The sequence below is a fragment of the Parapedobacter sp. genome (assembly GCF_035556095.1).
Taxonomy (GTDB): Bacteria; Bacteroidota; Bacteroidia; order Sphingobacteriales; family Sphingobacteriaceae; genus Parapedobacter.
This window is the reverse complement of sequence record NZ_DATMFT010000014.1, coordinates 1-18,748: the sequence shown is the minus strand read 5'-3', so window position 1 is coordinate 18,748 and position 18,748 is coordinate 1. Positions and strand designations below refer to the sequence as shown.

General features: G+C 43.0%; 24 protein-coding genes. 13 read left to right on the top strand and 11 right to left on the bottom strand.

Annotated elements, in window-relative coordinates; translation table 11 throughout:
- Positions 1 to 68: 68 nt before the first annotated feature.
- The 4 genes from VNQ80_RS06885 to VNQ80_RS06870 all read left to right on the top strand — a co-directional run bounded on the left by VNQ80_RS06885 (position 69) and on the right by VNQ80_RS06870 (position 4,769).
- The gene (locus tag VNQ80_RS06885; RefSeq protein WP_325636789.1) at positions 69 to 389 is read left to right on the top strand and encodes a metalloregulator ArsR/SmtB family transcription factor; all 321 of its coding nucleotides are present in this window, start codon (positions 69 to 71) and stop codon (positions 387 to 389) included.
- A gap of 2 nt (positions 390 to 391) precedes the next feature.
- A complete protein-coding gene (locus tag VNQ80_RS06880) occupies positions 392 to 895 on the top strand; it encodes an SRPBCC domain-containing protein (RefSeq protein WP_325636787.1) in 504 nt (167 codons plus the stop codon).
- Between the two features lie 204 nt (positions 896 to 1,099).
- Positions 1,100 to 2,689 carry a ribosomal protection-like ABC-F family protein gene (gene abc-f / locus VNQ80_RS06875; RefSeq protein WP_325636785.1) on the top strand — a complete coding sequence of 530 codons (1,590 nt, stop codon included), beginning with the start codon at positions 1,100 to 1,102 and terminating at the stop codon, positions 2,687 to 2,689.
- A gap of 730 nt (positions 2,690 to 3,419) precedes the next feature.
- Positions 3,420 to 4,769 (top strand): ATP-binding protein, encoded by a 1,350-nt coding sequence (locus VNQ80_RS06870; protein WP_325636783.1) that lies wholly within the window; start codon positions 3,420 to 3,422, stop codon positions 4,767 to 4,769.
- A gap of 162 nt (positions 4,770 to 4,931) precedes the next feature.
- Here the strand turns inward: VNQ80_RS06870 and VNQ80_RS06865 are convergent, their stop codons facing one another.
- The 4 genes from VNQ80_RS06865 to VNQ80_RS06850 form a co-directional block, all read right to left on the bottom strand.
- A complete protein-coding gene (locus VNQ80_RS06865; protein WP_325636781.1) occupies positions 4,932 to 5,285 on the bottom strand; it encodes a lipocalin family protein in 354 nt (117 codons plus the stop codon).
- Positions 5,258 to 5,680, bottom strand: coding sequence for a VOC family protein (locus tag VNQ80_RS06860; protein ID WP_325636779.1), 423 nt, complete (start codon positions 5,678 to 5,680; stop codon positions 5,258 to 5,260). Before VNQ80_RS06860 ends, VNQ80_RS06865 begins: the two co-directional genes overlap by 28 nt.
- A gap of 330 nt (positions 5,681 to 6,010) precedes the next feature.
- Positions 6,011 to 6,247 (bottom strand): hypothetical protein, encoded by a 237-nt coding sequence (locus tag VNQ80_RS06855; RefSeq protein WP_325636777.1) that lies wholly within the window; start codon positions 6,245 to 6,247, stop codon positions 6,011 to 6,013.
- 75 nt (positions 6,248 to 6,322) lie between these two features.
- Positions 6,323 to 7,051, bottom strand: coding sequence for a DUF6088 family protein (locus VNQ80_RS06850; protein ID WP_325636775.1), 729 nt, complete (start codon positions 7,049 to 7,051; stop codon positions 6,323 to 6,325).
- Positions 7,052 to 7,293: 242 nt separating this feature from the next.
- Here VNQ80_RS06850 and VNQ80_RS06845 point away from each other — a divergent pair, with 242 nt between their 5' ends.
- From VNQ80_RS06845 to VNQ80_RS06835, 3 genes are all read left to right on the top strand, one after another.
- Positions 7,294 to 7,632, top strand: a complete 339-nt coding sequence (locus VNQ80_RS06845) for a type II toxin-antitoxin system HigB family toxin (protein ID WP_325636773.1) — start codon at positions 7,294 to 7,296, stop codon at positions 7,630 to 7,632.
- An 11-nt stretch (positions 7,633 to 7,643) separates the two neighbouring features.
- Positions 7,644 to 8,177, top strand: a complete 534-nt coding sequence (locus VNQ80_RS06840) for a hypothetical protein (protein WP_325636771.1) — start codon at positions 7,644 to 7,646, stop codon at positions 8,175 to 8,177.
- Positions 8,178 to 8,383: 206 nt separating this feature from the next.
- Positions 8,384 to 9,130, top strand: a complete 747-nt coding sequence (locus VNQ80_RS06835) for a hypothetical protein (RefSeq protein WP_325636769.1) — start codon at positions 8,384 to 8,386, stop codon at positions 9,128 to 9,130.
- Positions 9,131 to 9,161: 31 nt separating this feature from the next.
- On the opposite strand, the gene VNQ80_RS06830 is transcribed toward VNQ80_RS06835, so the two are convergent.
- Positions 9,162 to 9,434, bottom strand: a complete 273-nt coding sequence (locus tag VNQ80_RS06830) for a hypothetical protein (RefSeq protein WP_325636767.1) — start codon at positions 9,432 to 9,434, stop codon at positions 9,162 to 9,164.
- A 141-nt stretch (positions 9,435 to 9,575) separates the two neighbouring features.
- Between VNQ80_RS06830 and VNQ80_RS06825 the strand changes: the two genes are divergently transcribed.
- Positions 9,576 to 10,370: a carbon-nitrogen hydrolase family protein gene (locus VNQ80_RS06825; protein WP_325636765.1), complete on the top strand. Its 795-nt coding sequence runs from the start codon at positions 9,576 to 9,578 to the stop codon at positions 10,368 to 10,370.
- Positions 10,371 to 10,388: 18 nt separating this feature from the next.
- The gene (locus tag VNQ80_RS06820) at positions 10,389 to 10,778 is read left to right on the top strand and encodes a VOC family protein (protein WP_325636760.1); all 390 of its coding nucleotides are present in this window, start codon (positions 10,389 to 10,391) and stop codon (positions 10,776 to 10,778) included.
- Between the two features lie 722 nt (positions 10,779 to 11,500).
- Here the strand turns inward: VNQ80_RS06820 and VNQ80_RS20935 are convergent.
- A complete protein-coding gene (locus VNQ80_RS20935) occupies positions 11,501 to 11,758 on the bottom strand; it encodes a type II toxin-antitoxin system RelE/ParE family toxin (RefSeq protein WP_414692985.1) in 258 nt (85 codons plus the stop codon).
- A 22-nt stretch (positions 11,759 to 11,780) separates the two neighbouring features.
- Positions 11,781 to 12,005, bottom strand: a complete 225-nt coding sequence (locus tag VNQ80_RS06815) for a DUF2683 family protein (RefSeq protein WP_325636758.1) — start codon at positions 12,003 to 12,005, stop codon at positions 11,781 to 11,783.
- Positions 12,006 to 12,332: 327 nt separating this feature from the next.
- Between VNQ80_RS06815 and VNQ80_RS06810 the strand changes: the two genes are divergently transcribed.
- The 4 genes from VNQ80_RS06810 (at position 12,333) to VNQ80_RS06795 (ending at position 13,965) form a co-directional block, all read left to right on the top strand.
- Positions 12,333 to 12,878 (top strand): Rpn family recombination-promoting nuclease/putative transposase, encoded by a 546-nt coding sequence (locus VNQ80_RS06810; RefSeq protein ID WP_325636756.1) that lies wholly within the window; start codon positions 12,333 to 12,335, stop codon positions 12,876 to 12,878.
- 46 nt (positions 12,879 to 12,924) lie between these two features.
- Positions 12,925 to 13,275, top strand: coding sequence for a PD-(D/E)XK nuclease family transposase (locus VNQ80_RS06805; RefSeq protein ID WP_325636754.1), 351 nt, complete (start codon positions 12,925 to 12,927; stop codon positions 13,273 to 13,275).
- Between the two features lie 194 nt (positions 13,276 to 13,469).
- On the top strand, positions 13,470 to 13,688 hold the full coding sequence (locus VNQ80_RS06800; RefSeq protein WP_325636752.1) for a hypothetical protein: 219 nt from the start codon (positions 13,470 to 13,472) through the stop codon (positions 13,686 to 13,688).
- 16 nt (positions 13,689 to 13,704) lie between these two features.
- Positions 13,705 to 13,965, top strand: coding sequence for a hypothetical protein (locus tag VNQ80_RS06795; RefSeq protein ID WP_325636750.1), 261 nt, complete (start codon positions 13,705 to 13,707; stop codon positions 13,963 to 13,965).
- Between the two features lie 235 nt (positions 13,966 to 14,200).
- Here VNQ80_RS06795 and VNQ80_RS06790 read toward each other — a convergent pair whose 3' ends face one another.
- The 4 genes from VNQ80_RS06790 to VNQ80_RS06775 form a co-directional block, all read right to left on the bottom strand.
- Positions 14,201 to 15,238, bottom strand: coding sequence for a PDDEXK nuclease domain-containing protein (locus tag VNQ80_RS06790; RefSeq protein ID WP_325636748.1), 1,038 nt, complete (start codon positions 15,236 to 15,238; stop codon positions 14,201 to 14,203).
- Positions 15,231 to 15,401, bottom strand: coding sequence for a hypothetical protein (locus VNQ80_RS06785; protein WP_325636746.1), 171 nt, complete (start codon positions 15,399 to 15,401; stop codon positions 15,231 to 15,233). Before VNQ80_RS06785 ends, VNQ80_RS06790 begins: the two co-directional genes overlap by 8 nt.
- Before the next feature lie 575 nt (positions 15,402 to 15,976).
- A complete protein-coding gene (locus VNQ80_RS06780; protein WP_325636744.1) occupies positions 15,977 to 17,647 on the bottom strand; it encodes a hypothetical protein in 1,671 nt (556 codons plus the stop codon).
- Complete coding sequence (locus VNQ80_RS06775; RefSeq protein ID WP_325636742.1) at positions 17,628 to 18,629, bottom strand: hypothetical protein; 1,002 nt, start codon at positions 18,627 to 18,629, stop codon at positions 17,628 to 17,630. The genes VNQ80_RS06780 and VNQ80_RS06775 overlap by 20 nt, the downstream gene beginning before the upstream one ends.
- Positions 18,630 to 18,748 lie beyond the last annotated feature (119 nt).

Sequence of the window (18,748 nt, the reverse complement as noted above, 5' to 3'; positions counted from 1 at the left end):
TAAAAAGTATCGGAAAAATTTGCGAAATCAAATGATTGCATTTATATTTGCAATCAAATGCTTGCATAATGAAAACAAGACGAGATGTTTTTCAGGCCATAGCCGACCCGACGAGGCGGGCGATCATTGCTCTAATCGCCTTGCAGGCAATGACGCCCAATGCTATTGCCGAAAATTTCAATACCACGAGACAGGCGATTTCAAATCACCTCCGCATTTTAACCGAATGTGAGTTGATAAAACAGGAGCAAAGAGGCAGGGAAATCTATTACCAGCTTGAAATTGATAAAATGAAAGAAATAGACAACTGGTTGGAGCAGTTCCGCAAAATCTGGGAAACACGCTTCAGCCAATTGGATGATTTATTGGGAACTATTAAAAACAAGTAATCATGAGCAACAATCCCTTATTTGACTTCATTGTCAACAAAGAAAACAACACCATTCGCATCACCCGAGAATTTGATGCAAGTCTTGAACTGGTATGGCAGGCATGGACAACACCGGAACTACTGGACCAATGGTGGGGTCCGCAACCTTGGAGAGCGGAGACGAAAACAATGGATTTCCGAGAAGGCGGCTTTTGGCTTTATGCAATGGTAAGCCCTGAAGGTGAAAAACATTGGAGCAGAAGCGATTTCGTGGCCATTATAAAAGAGAAATTCTTTTCATCAAAAGGTGGATTCAGCGACGAAAACGGCGTACTAAATCCGGCACTTCCACAAAACCTATGGGAGAATACCTTTGTGCCGGCAGATCATAAAGTGCGCGTAGATATGCTGATGACCTACGATACGCTTACCGACCTAGAAAAGGAAATCGAAATGGGCTTTATTGAAGGTATGACCGTTGATTTCCAACAGTTGGATGAATTGCTGTCGACGCTTAAAAAATAAAGACTTACCAGATTAATGGGGTAGCAGTTCCTTTTGGGGGATCACCACATTGGGATAAAGCGGACGTCATAAAAAATTATTTCGTACGTTTGCCGTACAAAACATAACGTAAGCGAAAAATGTAAAATAATTTCTTTCAGGCAAATAAGAGTGACGGCCGTAAAAACGGTTGTGCTATTGTTTAATTCCTAAAAGAAAGAAATTATGCTTACTATTCACAATTTATCATACACACATCTCAACAAGGATTTACTGTTTAGCGACATCAATCTTACCGTAAACAATTACGACAAAATAGCGCTAATTGGGAACAACGGCGTAGGAAAATCCACGTTGCTGAAAATTATTTCCAAAGAACTTCAACCGTCCGACGGACAGGTAAATATCGATACGGCGCCTTATTATATCCCGCAGATTTTCGGGCAGTTCAATCAGTTGACCATTGCACAAGCCCTGCGGATTGAAAACAAACTAAATGCGCTAACAGCAATTCTGAATGGAAGTATAAACGAAGAAAACTTTAATATACTGAATGACGACTGGACGGTAGAAAACCGTTGTAATGAAGTTTTGCAATATTGGCAACTTTCTGATTTAGATTTGTCGCAAAAAATGGGAACATTGAGTGGGGGGCAGAAAACAAAAGTCTTCCTTGCAGGTATTTCCATCCATCAGCCCGAATTGGTTTTGCTAGACGAGCCAAGCAATCATTTGGATACTTCGGCAAGACAATTATTATATGATTTCATACAATCAACCAAAAGCACTTTAATCATCGTAAGCCACGACCGAAAATTACTAAACCTATTAGGTGCCGTCTGCGAGTTAAACAAAAGCGGAATTAAGGTTTACGGAGGGAATTACGATTTTTATGAGGAACAGAAAAAGATTGAAACGAATGCGTTGAGCCACGATATTCAAAGCAAAGAAAGAGCATTGAAAAAAGCCAGAGAGAAAGAACGGGAGACACTGGAACGACAACAAAAATTAGATAGCCGAGGAAAAGGCAAACAAGAAAAATCAGGCGTTGCCCGGATCATGATGAATACCTTACGAAACAACGCTGAAAACAGCACTTCAAAATTGAAAGGCGTTCACGCAGAAAAAATCGGGAATATCAGGCAGGAACTTCAAAACTTACGTTCTTCTCTTTCTGAAACCGACCAAATGAAGCTCGATTTTGACCATTCAAAACTGCACAAAGGCAAGAATATTTTTGCAGCAGAAGCCATCAATTTCGCCTATGAAAACGAAAAATACTTATGGGAGGAAAATCTGAATTTTCAACTTGTTAGCGGCGAACGTATCGCCATAAAGGGTGCAAATGGCTCGGGAAAAACGACGTTGGTAAACGTGATTTTGGGAAACCTCACACCACAAATCGGTAGGGTTTTTATTGCAGCAAACAAGGCGGTTTATATTGACCAAGATTATTCCCTGATAAGTAATGATCTGAACGTTTACGAACAGGCACAACGCTTTAATACTTCCGCATTGCAGGAACACGAAATTAAGACGAGATTAAACCGCTTTTTATTTACCAAAGAAGATTGGGACAAGTCTTGCCGTTCTTTGAGTGGAGGGGAAAGAATGCGCTTAATGTTATGCTGTTTACATATTAGTAATCACTCGCCCGACATTATTATTTTGGACGAGCCGACCAATAATCTGGATATTCAGAATATAGCGCTATTAACTAATGCCATTAACGAGTATCGAGGAACATTACTTGTTATTTCTCACGATGAAACTTTTTTGGAGCAAATCAGTATAGAACGAGAAATTGAGTTGTGAAAATAGGGAGGTGCCAAAAAGTCCAGTTATCTGTATCAAATCCAAGAACCGTAAGGGTCGAACCCTCATTTATGGAGATAACTGATCCCGAAGTTTTTGTGACGAGCTGACCATTTCCCGGTGATGAACCGCCCAATTCGCGCTATGCTTTGTGACAAGCAACCCGCTTGTGTGATGAACGACAGTTTTTTCATTTGATGGCGAAAAGGTCAGCTAGTCGGGCAAACCACGCCACAAAACGGCGCATTGAAAAATTAAATCATGCGTCCAACAAAACAATCCGCCGTTTCCTTCGTTTTAGAATCAGGTTTAGGTTGATAGCCCCTAACCCCATTGGGGCGGAGACCCGTTACTTTCAGAGTAGCGGGTTTCTCTTTTTTAACTGATGTGATTTTTAGTGGTCAGATGGAGCCTTTGATGATTTAAATAATTCTTATCCCTTCGTGATTTAATAATTATTTAAATCATGTCGGGTTCATAATTTAGGTTTATAATTGGTTAGTTAACAGGCCCCGATTCTACCCGTTTCGGGGCTTTATTTTGCTACGCTCTCTGGCCGTTCTCTGCGCCCCAATCCAGTATCTTCGCATTTTCTTAATCCATGTATTAAGCACTTCCGTAAACTACACTTAGGGAAATTGCACGCGCGCGAATACAGCTTTTTTGCAGCATTTCATTCAAGAATAGTTATCTTTGAGCACCCAATAGTAACACCAGATACCAAACGGAAATGCCAAAAACCAGCTTACGCGAAGACCAAAACACTGAATTCAAAAGCTCCTTTACCGACGCGGTCATTGAGTCGCTTACGGCTTTTGCCAATAGCGTTGGCGGCCGGGTATTGGTGGGTGTTGATGATAGCGGCAAGCCTTTAAAAGGGTTTACGTTGGGTAGCGAGTCTTTGCAGAAGTGGGTAAATGATATCAAGAATAAAACCCAACCCAGTATTATTCCCGATGCCGATGAAATTGACTTGGCCGGAACCAAAGTTGGCGTACTGTCGGTAAAAGAATTTCCGGTCAAACCCGTTGCATTCAAAGGCCGGTATTACAAGCGAGTAAACAATGCCAATCACCAACTTTCGTTGACAGAAATCGCCGATCTGCATCTGCGCTCTTTCAATACCAGTTGGGATAGCTATATCAATCCGGATCGGGTACTCGATGACCTATCGCTGGATAAGGTTGTAATATTTATCGAAAAGAGCAATCAGGGTAAGGAGACGCCGCTTACCGACGACCCGCTTACCGTATTGACGAAGTTTGAACTCATTAAGGATAGCAAGGTCAGCAATGCCGGATTCCTGTTGTTTGCAAGAAATGATGTCTTTCAGGCAGCCATTGAGTTGGGCCGCTTCTCCACACCAACCAGTATCAAGGATGGGTTGACCGTCCGCAGCGACTTATTCAGTGAAGTGGAGGAAGTGCTGGGGTTCATTCGCAAGCACATTAATAAAGGTTACATTATCACTGGCGATCCGCAACGCGAGGAGCGCTGGCAATACCCTATGCCGGCGTTACGAGAAATTATCATTAATATGATTGTCCACCGTGATTATATGAGCAGTGGGGATTCATCGGTAAAAATCTTTGACGATTATATTGAGTTCTTCAATCCCGGCCATCTGCCGGATACTATTACTATTGAGCAATTGCTGGCCGATGAGTATTCGTCCTATTCCCGTAACCGGAAAGTTGCCGCAATTTTTAAGGAGGCGCAGCTTATCGAAAAGTACGGGTCGGGGATTCGACGAATCCGGGAGGCGTTTGAACAATACGGGCTGAAAGCACCTCAATTTGAAAATTTCCAGCATGGATTCCGTGTTATTGTGTATGCTGAAAGATTAGCCGACACAGGGAAAACGTCGGGGGAAACGTCGGGGAAAACGTCGGGGAAAACGTCGGGGAAAATTATAACGTACATTCAGGGTAATCCTGATATAACGATACCGGAGCTTGCGCGATTACTGGGAATTACTGAGCGTTCGGTAGAGCGCAATATCAGCCAATTGCAAAAGCACAAAAAATTACGTCGTATCGGCCCTGCCAAAGGTGGTTATTGGGAGATCATCGGCAACTAAGTTTCTACTTACTATCGTAACTAATTTTTTGGGAGATTACAGTACGGCTAAGCCATGAGGGACTGTCTATTTCAGAGATTACATCGGTGCAGACAATATTTAAAGATTTTCTATTTCCTTAGACGTACCACCCAATATGGAGTGGCGATTAATATTGAAGGCCTACTTCTTTTGCAGGTAATAGGTGATTTCTGCTTTCGCTCCTTTGTATTGGTGATCTTCCCAAGAATTGGGAGCTTCAAATTCAGGATAATATGTGTCGGTGAATTCGAACTCATTGCCGGTGCGCTTAAGGATGTCAAAGCCATCTTCGGAAAGCTCAAATTTGCTGGCCCCGGTAAGCAAGAGTTTATTTCCGTTTATCTCCCAACGACCCGTGACAAGACCAGTAACTAAATCCGCCCTATATGTACCGTCAGCGCGAAATTCAAAATAATCAGGTACACTCAGGTATTCAAGTGTGTTTTTATTGGTAATCCAATTGCCAATCAGTCCAACTCGAAGCTTATCTTCCAATTGATTCCGAATTTGTCGGTTACAATTCCGTAGTATGAACCCCAGAAAGTTTCGTTCATTGGTAGCTTTATTTCCCCATCCTCGGATAGGCTTTGAAATAGCGTGTCGGCCTCTTCTTTGTTGTCGGTACTGATCGATAAGGAGAAATTGCTCGTTGACACCGGTTGATTAAACAGCGCGGTACTGTCCGCACCCATCAATGTAGTTTTGCTGCTGATCGGAAGCGAAACGTGCATAATCTTATGGTCCTGTTCCGTAAACAACCCGCGGCTAGTTTGCGGCACATCTTTATATCGGCCGATATAATTGAATTCACATTTAAACACTGATTTGTAGAAATCAAAAGCCTCTTCGCAATTCCCGTTGAAATAGAGGTATGGGTTTACGGTTATCATAAAATAGTTGGTTTCAGTTTTGTCGACCCTTTCGTAATTTGCCGTTAAAATTAGTGAACAATTTCTACTCGTCAAACCGTCTTTTTTGGAAGCTAATTGGTTAGTTAGAACCCCCCGATCTCCCTGATTTAGGGCTTTGTTTTTAGCGACTTTTGTGGCGGATTTCCTGGAAAACTACAAGTTACGGTTGAATGGTCCAAGTAACGCTATTTAACCTTGCTCCAATCATTTTCAGGGTCGTCAAAATGGCGTCTTCCTCTGGTAATTTTCCGTATACGAGGTCTTTAAAATCGCCTGTATAAGCGATGCGCACCTCGCGCCAGCTATTTTCTAAATCTTTAAAATGATGGATTCATTCGGATGATAGGCTAACCACTTATTATTGTTTCTAAAACTGGTCACATCGTCGGCAGCCACTTTCAGTATCATGGTTTCAAAGTCGGGTGAATTGAGAAAGTCGGAAAACTCCTGTTGGGTGAGTAGCTGGTGCAAATCGTAGGTATGCCTTATCTTTTTCCTTAGGTCATCCAACGGGCTTTCGCTATATGAAAACCGGACCAAACTCATATTCAGGTTTCAGGTTCATTTGTTGCGCGGTAAACCGAATCGCGTCCCTGTATAGTTTTATGTTCTCATGCAGCCTCATTCGATATACCAGTTGCGCTTCGTGGGTAGTTCGGATTCGTTCAGGCCTAATTTGACAGTGGTGAGCGGATTCAGGCTGTCTTTTAGCCTTTCTAACCCTTTTTCCCGATAACCGTTGTTTTGCAACACAGCGCCTACCAAAGCCCTTACCCTGGGCGGATAGACCAAGGCATATTTAATTAATGATTCGAGCCGCTTTGCGTCTAACGCTTCCAAAATAGCACTTAGCCTCCGGATTGCCTGAGCGACCGAACTGTCAGGGATACGTTTGATATCTTTAAATGCATCCAATAGACCCAGAATAACATAATTATTATCGGTTACTTCGGCATAGCTTTTTACGGCATCTGCCTTTAAAACCCCCCGATCAATATTGATGCGTTTACTCCGACTGGCTATTTTAGTGCGGAAAGCCATTTGCGTGGTCAGCCCCAAACGATTATATAGCGCTGTACCGGTTTCGTAGGCTACTCGTTTACCGTTTTCAAACAGATAAGGGCGTAGTAGCTCGCTGTAGTCGGGTTTTAACTCGCCAAACACGGTCTGTTCGGGTTTATAAAACACGCCTTTGGATACTTTCTTTATTAAGCCTTTCTTTTGCAGACGCTCCAATGCTTTCGCCGCTGTGGTATATTCTTTTTTGGCAATACGCAAATCGTTATACCCAAAGGTCTTCCCATCGGGTAGCTGTGTGATTCTGTCGCGTATCTGTGTTGCCAACGTCATTTTGCAAAGGTAGCCATTATTTGTTAATGTCAAGTTTTGTGCTCTTAAAACTTGACATTCATTGTTTGGGAAATACATGCAGCGACCAACTTTAGGCGCTCGCTGAACTCGTTTTTTTTTATTGTCTCTAAATTGTGTCGTTGTCAGTCTCGATGTTTTCAAAAAACAAAATAAAAAATCTCTCATTTCGAGAGCAAATCCCTACCTTTGTAATCGAGAGCGAAATCACTGGCAATAGTAACATGGTTAGAATCGTAAAAGTCACTTCGATAGGTAAATATATCGAAACAAATCCGAAAGTAAAGGACGCTCTCGAAGCTTGGGTATCGTTGGTCAAAACGCTAACGTGGGAAAAACCCCAAGATATTGTCGAATCGTTTGGAGCAAAGGCTGTAGATATTATCGGAGGTGAGCGCGCTGTAATTGACATTAAAGGAAATCACATACGAATCATCATTAAATATCAATTTCACTCCAAATTGAAGCAATCCGTGATTTATGTTAAGTGGATTGGTACACACGCAGCATATTCGAAGCTTTGCAAACTAAACAAGCAGTATGTTGTAGAAATGTTTAAATGAAAGCCATGAAAATGAAAATGTTTAGAAATGAGGAAGAGTACAACAAGGCGGTCGCCTTGTTGGAAGAACTTGGTGATCGGGAAGGGTTTGAAGAAAATGAAGAACTCGTAAAACAGTTTGAATTGCTTTCAGGTTTGATTGAGGCTTACGAAAATCAGCATACCAACATTGATGTCGGCAACCCCATAGAAATCATCAAACTTAAAATGGAATACATGGGTTTGAAGCAAAAGGATTTGCAACCGTATATCGGAAGCAGCGGGATTGTATCCGAAGTACTGAATAGAAAGCGCGGGCTATCAAAAAGCATGATTCGTAAGTTGTCCGATTTCTTGCATTTGGATCAGAATTTACTCAACACACCATATGATCTGAATGAGGTATCTGCGAAAAGTGCCAAACCAAGCAAAGCCAAAGAAAGCCGTACTGTTTCGGATGCGCAATTGTTTTCAGAAATCAGTTCCTTACCGGCTAATCTCAAGCAAGAGGTGTCAGATTTCGTGGCATTTTTGAAATACAAGAAAGGGCAAAGTACGGCTATTTAGCCCGGGTAAAACTGACCTCCTTCATCCTGGTTTCTCCTTTTTAAAATTTAGCAATTCGATCCCGAATTCCCTACTTTAGCATGACTCGGAATTTGGGAGGAGGTCAATGTGGTTCGGATGAAAAGAACCGACTGTAAATTTTTCACATTAACGAACGTAGCACATCCGGTTACACAACCGTCTATAATGAAAAGGAGGGTCTGAAAATGAAAGCAATACTAACCATCGGTTATGTTTCAATAGCAAGTTTCCTTACGCTCGGTTCCTGTTCCAAGGCCAATCTAAAGAACAGCGATGCGGGCGCCGATTTCGGTTTGCTGGCAGGGACATGGGTGGATGCGGAAAGCTATGCGCTGCAATTCATCGAGTTCCAAAGTACCGATCGCGGCCGTTTCGGCGTGCTGAGCCGGCAATCCGAGGAATATTCACCCTTCCATTACACACTGGCGGACAGCCTGCTGACCATCCGCTTCGATGGGCATGACGATTTTCCCCAATCCACGCATAAGCTGTATAGCAGGGGAGAGGACACCCTTACAATTAGTGATTTGACGGTTATCCCCGAAAACCCGGACAAAGTGTATGTCCGGCAGCGCTTGGTGACCGAGCGGAAAGGGGACACCATCGTGATCGGGCTGGGCGATACCTACTACGATGCCGAACACGACTTCCGCATCCGGGTGGATTCCCTGCTCGGGGACTCGCGCTGCCCCGAAGGGGTGCAGTGCGTCTGGGCAGGCAATGCCGGGGTGCGCTTTGAAATCATTGCTGAGGGCAACTACAGGCATTTGTTCGACCTGAATACCCACGGTGGGCCGAAGTTCCCGCAGGATACGGTGATCAACGACATCAGGTTCCGGTTGATCGACGTAGCACCTTATCCCAAACACAACGCCCCGGTCGACCCGGAAGCGAAAGTGGTCATCAAGTTATTCGCCACAACCGACAACTAGTACCACGCCCATGGGCAAAACATACCGCATGTTATTTCCTTTCCGTACGATTCATGTTACTTATCGTTCGCCGGCGTAGGTACGACCATGCACCGGATGACCAAAGCGCCCAAACCACGAGCACGGGCTGGAAAAACAGGCGCGCCAACCGTTTGGCATCGGTGTCCAGCGGTACCCTCCTCGGTACCTGTGCCTGGAATTCCTGCCGCAAAAAAGTCAGGTGACCGATACCAGTGGCGACCATAAAAAACGCCAAAAGTATCCGTGAAAGCTGCCGTAGCCAAGGGGTTCGCGAATCATCCATTGTCCAATCGTTTCGGTGAATAACATATAAAAAGCCGGATTGTGTGGGGAGGTTACAGGCAGGCGTTCTGGCGGTTGCCCCGAGCCGGTATTTTTTCCGATGCAGCGACTTTTTTCCGGCTCCTTTTCCTAAATTTAGGCCATGAAAATCGCATTGGCTTCGCCACCCATTTGCCCGGATCGCACCCAACGGCTGAAATGGCTGGACCGATTGGCCGAGGGCGCGAAAACCAGCGGCGCCGTGGTCGTCTGTTTCCCAGAATCGTATTTACCCGGATACCCCGGCATGGGCTATCCAACCAGCGACCGCACGCCCAGGGCCCTGGAAAGGGCAGTTGCCGAAGCACAGGGCATTGCTGCGCGGCACGGTATTGCCATCATCCTGCCCATGGACTGGTACATCGGCGATGAGGTATATAATGTCGCGCAGGTCATCGGTGCCGATGGCCGAGTGATGGGGTATCAAGCAAAGGTACAATTGGATCCTTCGGAAGATGAATGGTGGACGCCGGGCGATACGCGGCAGCTCTTCGAAGTGGGCGGGCTGACGTTTGGGATAGCCATCTGCCACGAAGGCTTCCGCTATCCCGAAACGGTACGCTGGGCAGCACGCCGGGGCGCGAAGGTGGTTTTCCACCCGCATTTCTCAGGCGGGAACACGGCGGGCGTCACGCTTCGCGAATGGGGCCACAAGGACAATCCCTACTACGAAAAGGCCATGCAGATGCGGGCGCTGGAAAATACAATCTATTTTGCCAGTGTCAATTATGCCACCACCTTCCAGGAATCCGGTTCGGCCATCATCGCCCCGGACGGCACTTGCCTGGTCCACCAGCGGTACGGCGAGCCGGGAATAACCCTGTGCGACATCCATCCGGAAAAGGCCACTGGGTTTTTAGCGAAACGGTTCAAGCCGATAGATGACCCATTGAATTGACAACGAAATCCGTCTCGAATGACCCAATTAGATCCAATGGTTGCCGTGAAAGATGTCCAAGCAAGTGCGCAGTGGTATCAACGGATATTTAAGTTTAAAAACGCACACGGCGGCGACCATTTTGCCGTCATGACAACCGAAGCTGACGAAGTCGTGCTGTGCCTCCACGCGTGGCAGGCAGACCAACACCCGACCATGGCAAACCCGGTGTTGCCGGCAGGCAACGGGTTATTGCTTTATTTCCGCACGGCGGATTGGAAAGAAATCAGGCAGAACCTCACAGATGCCGACTGGGCCGTTGAAGAAGACCTCCATGTAAACCCAAATTCATTGCGGCAGGAATTCTCATTCCGGGACCCCGACGGTTATTTTCTGACGGTCACCGAATTACACCAATACGAAGGGTAGAGAAGTAAGGGCGATGTGCCCTCGAATGCCTATATTTACCGCAATGAAACCGACGCACACCCTGTCTATGGTTTGCTTATTGGCCATCGTCGCCATGGGCAGGATCTCCGCACTATGATACTCCCTGTTTGCTGGAAAACTTTGCCGCTGACTTCCAAATCTTTGGAACACCGAAATCGATTTTGTACATTAGCTTTTGGTATAGGTGCCGTTGGTACCGGCTCCCAACCGGCGCGGTGCCGCTTTCATAGGAATACCACGCCCTGGTCTTGTTTGGTTTGGCCAGGGCATTTTTTTTTCACTGAATAAAACAATCCGCCGGTTCCTTCGTTTTAGATGTAGGTTTAGGTTGATAGCCCCTAACCCCATTGGGGCGGAGACCCGTTACTTTCAAAGTGGCGGGTTTCTCTTTTTAAGTCGGCTTGGTCACCGCATTGTCTGTTTAACATGTTTTAACAAATCCGCTGCAACAAAATGGATATGCCATGCGTTATAGGTTCAGTTAGTAATATTTATAAGATTGTCTTTTCATAATTTAGGTTTATAATTGGTTAGTTAGAAAGCCCCGATTCTCCCCGTTTCGGGGCTTTGTTTTTAGCGACCTTTATAACGAATAGCGATAACACTGCGATGTCAGGTTTTTGGTTTAAGTGTAGCGGATTTTTCAGAGAAGATTACAAATGTGCTAATAAGGCCAAGATAAAAAGTACGGATTCTATTTATTAGCCAAATAAGGAGCTGTAAAGATTAATCGTAAAAAGGCTCTTGCCGATTATCCCAAAAGAAATGTAGAATAATAAGGCCAAGCCGATGTTTTCCCCCAATTCACTTTTCTTAAAGAGATAAGGTTGCTCCTTTAGTAGGAGAATCGTTTTTTCAGCTTCCCGGATAAATTTATCGGCGCGTCTCTTACCGAATTTTTCCGTGATGAATGCATGTAAAAATTGAAGGGACTTCTTGGCTTTAGGTGTATAATGAATTTCGAGTAATGAATTTCGAGGCTCATTTCAAATCTAGCATTTCTCGAATTGAAGTGAATGGTGTCAATTTACCGGCTTGCGCTTCCAGCATCGACTCCTTCGTTCCATCCGCTACATACGTAGGTAAAGCTTCGTCTTCTCCGACAACGAAATTAATTTTAAGTAGCTTCAATACGGATTGAACAGCAAGAAGTTGTTCCTTGTTTTCTGGTTGGACGATCAAAGTTTGCATGTTAGGACCATTCATTTTTGTAAAAATACGAAATGATCGCCAACTACAAAAATGTGATTCGAAATTGGCTCCGCCGTTCTTGCCCCGTGAACTGGAGCAACAACTCTTCGAAGGCCGGAAATGCGTTGCTTAACGATCTATGGCTGAACCATAATTATCACTGCTACACCTTATAAACATTCGTTTTCTTTTTAGTGGGGTGAGGAATATGTTGGATCTTCTCTGATTTTTGTAATTATGGATGTTGACGTATTTGATAAAATTGCACATACCATTCAGTTGAAAAGCTAATTGGTCAATAAATTTACCGGCAAAATTAAGCTAAAATTTTTATCTTTGTGTATGGCCAATTCAAAAGAACCTAAAATAGGAAGATTCATCGACCCTTTAACTGACTGGGGGTTTCGCCACCTTTTCGGGCAGGAACCGAACAAGGAGATTTTAATAACGTTTCTTAATGACCTTTTTCAGGGGGAGAAGCACATTGCAGAACTCGAATATGCGCCTAATGAACATGACGGCGATGATGATGACGATAAACGTGTTGTTTTCGACCTGCATTGCCGTGGCGATAACGGCGAATATTTCATCGTCGAGATGCAGCGCATCCGGCAGGATTTCTTCAAGGACAGGGCACTGTATTACGTATCGCGGCTCATCCAGCGGTTACTGAAAAAGGGCAAGGCGTCTAATGATTACCAACTACCGGAAGTTTACTTAATCGGCATTCTGGAGTTCCGTATGGGTGCGGGCGAACAAGATCGTTACTTCCACGATATCGCCTTGATGGAAAAGACGTCGGGAGAAGTTTTTTACAATAAACTGGGTTTTAAGTTCTTGGAACCCCGAAGGGCTCTATCAGGCCGATCAGGGCTAATTGCGAGCTGATAAAATCGTTAATTTTGTAAAGCCGGATAATGAGTTGCTCACAGACATGGACAAATGGCTGTACCTGTTGAAGCACATGAACACGCTGGATAAGGTTCCGACATTTTTGGATAAGCGGGTTTTTCAGCTTATCTTTAACGTATCGGAAGTAGCGAAACTAAGAAAGGAGGAACGTATGGCATACGAAGCAAGTTTAAAGAATAAGTGGGATACGCAGAATGCTTTTGACGCGGTGCGACGTGAGGCACGTGTTGAAGGGGCCGAGCAGAAAAGCTACAAGGTGGTAGCTAATCTTATACAACAACTGGGCTTGAACGATGAGGCTGCGGCCGGAGTAGCGGAAGTTTCAGTTGATTTTGTGCGCAAAGTCCGCGCTGATTTACTTAAGAAAAAATAACAGCGACTTGGGCTGACGCTGTGATGGTATCGAGCCATCTGTCGTTCGATGGATGGTTTTTGTATTTCAGCTTATCTTTAAGATATCGGAAGTAGCAAACTAAGATAAGCCCAATGCGTAGAAAGTGGGCTTATCGATCTCTCATCTACCAATGAAACAGACCGAGCAGATGAAAATTAAGGAAGGAGGAACGTATGGCATACGAAGCAAGTTTAAAATCTAAGTGGGATACGCAGAATGCGTTTGATTCGGTGCGTAGAGAGGCTCTTAAAGAAGGTGCCGAAAAAAGGGATTTCCAATTCATTAAAAATCTACTGTTCAACACCGATTTCGATGATGAAAAAATTGCGGAATTGGCATCTGTTTCTTTGGGCTTTGTGCAGAGAGTTAAAGCTGAATTGAAAGTCAAATAGAATCAGAAATAAGCCCTTGTGGAAAACTGTACACCATCTGAAAGGCATTCCTCCCGATTATTATGCTTCGTACGCTGTCGACGACCTTATATTGGCGACCGACCCATTTCTTGATAAGGCTTTAGAAATTATTTTCGAAGAAAACGTCATAAGAAGCAAGCAAGTAATCGCTAATCAGGATGGCCAAGCACGAACTACCCAACAATTGGATATTCATATCCAAAAAGAAGATTCCTTCGTGACCAACCCAATATCATCGCCGATGTGGATGAAATAGACTTGGCCGGACCAAAGTCGGTGTTCTATCGGTAAAGGAATTTCCGGTAAAACCCGTTGCATTCAAAGGCCGATATTACAAGCGGGTAAATAATGCCAATCACCAACTGTCGTTGACAGAAATCGCTGACCTGCGTCTCCGCTCTTTCAATACCAGTTGGGATAGCTATATCAATCCGGACCGGTCACTCGATGACCTATCCGCAAACTCGGGGAAGCGTAATTCAGGTATCAGATCACTTTTGTTCCTCATCTTCTTCTATTGCTTTTATTTCATTGAGTACCAAGGTTTGCAATTCGTCTTTAGGCAGAAGCAATTGATATTCGGCTACGCCAATGGGTTTGTTGATGTCTTGTAGCGCTATTTCCACGTCCAAATGATCTTTATCGGCACAGAGGATGATTCCGATGGACTGATTTTCGTTTTCTCCTTTTTCGAGACGGTCCAACAGGGATAGGTACAAGTTCATTTTTCCAGCGTATTCAGCCCTAAAGCTTCCGATCTTCAGTTCAATAGCCACTAGGGAACGTAGACCCCGGTGGAAAAAGAGCATATCGACAAAATATTCTTTGTCGTTGTATTCCAGCCGATATTGGTTGCCAATGAAACTAAACCCGCGTCCTAGTTCCAATATGAAAGATCTGATTTTGGCGATGAGTCGGTTTTCTAGTTCCAACTCCTTGATCGGTTCGGTGATGCCTAAAAAACCTAGATTATAAGCGCTTTTGCATACTTCGTCGGCGTAGTCCGCATGTGCAGCGGGCAGTGTTTCCTTAAAATTATTTGATTTTAGTTGCCCCTTAGCATGACTATAGGTGTCCATTTTTATCGCATTGAGCAACAAATTTCTGGACCATCCTTTGGTGATCGTTTCGTTTGCATAGAATGCTACAGCGTGGGGTTGCTGTACCTTGTCAAGCAACAATAGGTTATGCCCCCACGGCAAAACTGCTACAGCCTGTAGCAGTTTTGTATCTTCTTGATAATAACGCTCATAAAAGCGCTTCATGTTCCACAAGTTGCGCGGAGATAGGCCCATGTCTGGAAATTCCTTTTTCAGATCAAGCGATAGTTGATTCACAACGCCCGTGCCGTAACCCTCTACTAGTTGCTTGTCGAAAAGTAATTTGCCCAAACTCCAGTAAACTGAGCTTACACCACTGTTGATTTGGCGGGCTACAAGGTTTCGACCAACACGTATTTCTGCTACAGCCTGTTGCAATATGGCGTCATAACCCCGTGGATCGATCGCTGTAATATTTTTTTTATTCATAAGTCGCTAGTCCTGATATCTCACATCCTTGAGCAAGTTTTCTCAATTGCGGCACCAGATCTTCCATCAGTGCCAATTCTTTTGTCCGCCGTTCTTTCCAACTCAAATCCAACGGAGCCAACAAGTCCGTCAAAAGCCATCCGACCACAATTACTAAAACCAATTATAGCTTACTTCAGTCCAGGCTGCACATTAGTTACGTTAAAGGTAAAAACTTTGCCACTGACTTCCAAATCTTTGGAACACCGAAATCGATTTTGTACATTAGCTTTTGGTATAGGTACTGTTGGTGCCGGCTCCCAACCGGCGCGGTACCGCTTTCATAGGAATACCACGCCCTGGCTTTTGGTTTGGCCGGGGCATTTTTTTCGCCCAACAAAATAATACGCCCGTTCCTTCGTTTTAGAATGTAGGTTTAGGTTGATAGCCCCTAACCCCATTGGGGCGGAGACCCGTTGCTTTCAAAGTGACGGGTTTCTCTTTTTTAGACCGCCTTTGGTCACCGCATTGTCTGTTTAATATGTTTTAACAAATCCGCTGCAACAAAACGGTGCCGACATGCGTTATAGAGTCAGTTAGTGAAATTTATAAGATTGTCTTTTCATAATTTAGGTTTATAATTGGTTAGTTTGAAAGCCCCGATTCTCCCCGTTTCGGGGCTTTCTTTTTGTATTTGATAAATTAGGCTCTACCGGTCTCCATTGCTACTTAATAAGAAACTTATAATATCAGTATAAGTTATCCAGAAATAAATTGTCTCCAATAATGCGGGAAAATATAAGTTCGGTAATGTCGTGCGGCAATTAGACCAATTGACCAAAATGATTTTTGTATAAACGAAAAGTCTTTTTCAGCACAGTTTTTTGCGTATTCTTCAAGAACCAGTGTTTTATAGGCATTGAAATCTTCTAACAATTCAATTTCTGACAATGAATATCCCGTCTCACCTACGACGTTCTGATGATATAGTCCACTTTCGCTACTTTTATCAGGAAACCAAAGTATCAATTCGATGTCTTTCATAAGTGTGCTCTTCGTTAGCCTATAGCTGTTATATAGATCATTATCCGCAATAACTAATGTCCACTCAATTAATGAGATTAAAAGGGTACTAGATCCGTATTCATATTTTATACGCTTTTCATGATCAACGTCAAGTTCTGCCATAATTTGAGTCGAGTTTGAAAACACAGGGAAAATTTTTAAAAAGGCAAGACCTTCACTAATTTGTTTAAGGAAGATTTGAAGAATACCTTTTATATCGTTTTTCCGATCTAGTCTGTATAGTAGTATTAGTAATATGTTTAGTTCAATGTGATGATCGTCGGCCCTCGGATTAAAGAAAATAGGATTATTATTCAAAGTCTTAATAATCATATCGGCTACTTCATTAGCTCTTTGTTTTATAATTCCAGCAAGCTTTTCGTTTTTGCTTAATAGAACATCGTGTATTTGTAACAAGAGAGCGCCATAAAGAGAAAATATGCCGACTTGTTCATATAATACTGCGGTGTAAATCAGCGCTTCGTGTTTTGCTTTTCCAAATCCATCCTGAATCGATCCAATGTAGCTAAGTTTGGCGTAATAAGCATAAAACACAGAAATTTGATCGTTATAAGCTTCTATAAAAGCTATGATCAAATCTTTGTCTGTGTCATTTTTTGAGATTTCCGACCAGAGAAGCAGGATATACTTTTCGACACATTTTATCGCATGTTTTAAATTATCCACCTCGCGACAATATTTAGTCACGATAGCAACCACCAAGCGAAGCTGTTTTAGCAGTTTGAATTTTTTCCTTTTCTGTTTGGTAGCTTGGAATTCTGAAAACAGAGAGGTCAGTAACGCAGTGAAATCTTCTAATCGGTATTCCGGATTCTCTAAATTTATAATTGTTTTACGGAATAGCGATCTAACTTCATTTGAAAACGAATCCTCGTTGAGTAGGTGAGCTTGGAACTCATTTACTATAAAATCTATTCCCCAGTATACATATTCATAATCATTGTTGGTTTCCTGATACCCCCGCCAGTTTTGTTGAATAGCCTGTTTCATTCTGCCATTTGAGACCACAATTATTTTCTTTGGCAGATTTACGTGCTGCGGCGCAAGGTTGTTTCTAATGAATACCGTTCGAATTTCGTCAAGGGACTGTTGGACGCTATTTTGATCCACATTCCATTTTTGACGATCGATATCGCCTTGCTTAACCGTGATTAAAAAGACCTTTTGAACATCATTATCTTGAAAATCTTTTCCGACGGCATAAATATCAACCCCATATTGTCTGCCTCTCTCAGGTTCCGAGAATATTTCAAAGTTATGGGCTAAGAGGACGTCTTTAATTAATTTATCTAGTTCCCCATCTTCTTTTAATGAATTGATATATTCAGTCAATATTAATTTCATGTTTTTTTATTCTTTGATACAACCTACGTTTACTTTCCTGTAGTATTGGATTGTAAATTTCACCAGCAGGAAATTCTACACTTATGCCAAACTTTTCAAGAGTACGTATGTGGTGTTGGTTTTCAGACGAATTGCGAGATGCCCAATTATTGGAATGTAGTTGAACTTTTTTCATGGAGTCCATGAAAGAGTGTTTTTGGGACTCTTTTAGTCCAACTGATAGCTGTTGCTGCTTATAGTATTGTAGATGTTGAGAAAGGGGGCTATCGTGAGAGAGCTCGGAGTGGGATTTAATTAGAGAGAAGTTCTGAAAATAGATTTCGTAGGCTTTCTCAAGCTGGTCATAGAAATTCGCGATATGGGAGGGAGTGTTCTCTTTTTTCGCTTCTTCGCTTATCATATCCAAAGTAGATCTGTAGTTATAGATTACATAGGAATAAAAAATATCATATAACTCAGCTAACAGGTTTGCTTCGTCTTCCTTGACAGATCTCACTAAAGATATAATCAAAGATTGTAGGTGTTCCTTTGAGTACATATATCCAGCAATTTTCATCGCAACATACAATTTCTCGGAGCTGTTTATTGTCGTCAACACCTTTTCTGATAACGCGAAATCATGTTCGTGTATCTCGGATAACGATGTGAGTTTAAGGATAGCTGAATGTATATTCCTGTTTTCAGCATTAAACCATTTTGTCAACTGTTCATGGAATAGTTCGTGGTTTTGGTTTACTAGTTCATGCCAAAAGCTTTCGAGGAAATTTTTTCTTCCGAGACTTTCAAAACGTTTTGTTATCAATAGGTACGATAATTCTACGTTTTGTTTTACTAGTTGATAGAACAAATGAGTGAGATAATTGACTATTTTGTCATCATCCACTTGAACTATGCTACCAGCAATAGTTTGAAACCAATCGGATTTATTTTCATCAATATGCATCACTAAGAAACCAATTAGTATCCGCCCTACCAAGTACATCTTTTATGCTTAACTAATCGGCTGTAGTTTTACGCCCACAAATAATATGATTATGAAAGAGCGTAGAGATTACATGTTTACCGTTGTGCGCCAATGGCGCGAGAGCGGTTTGACACGGA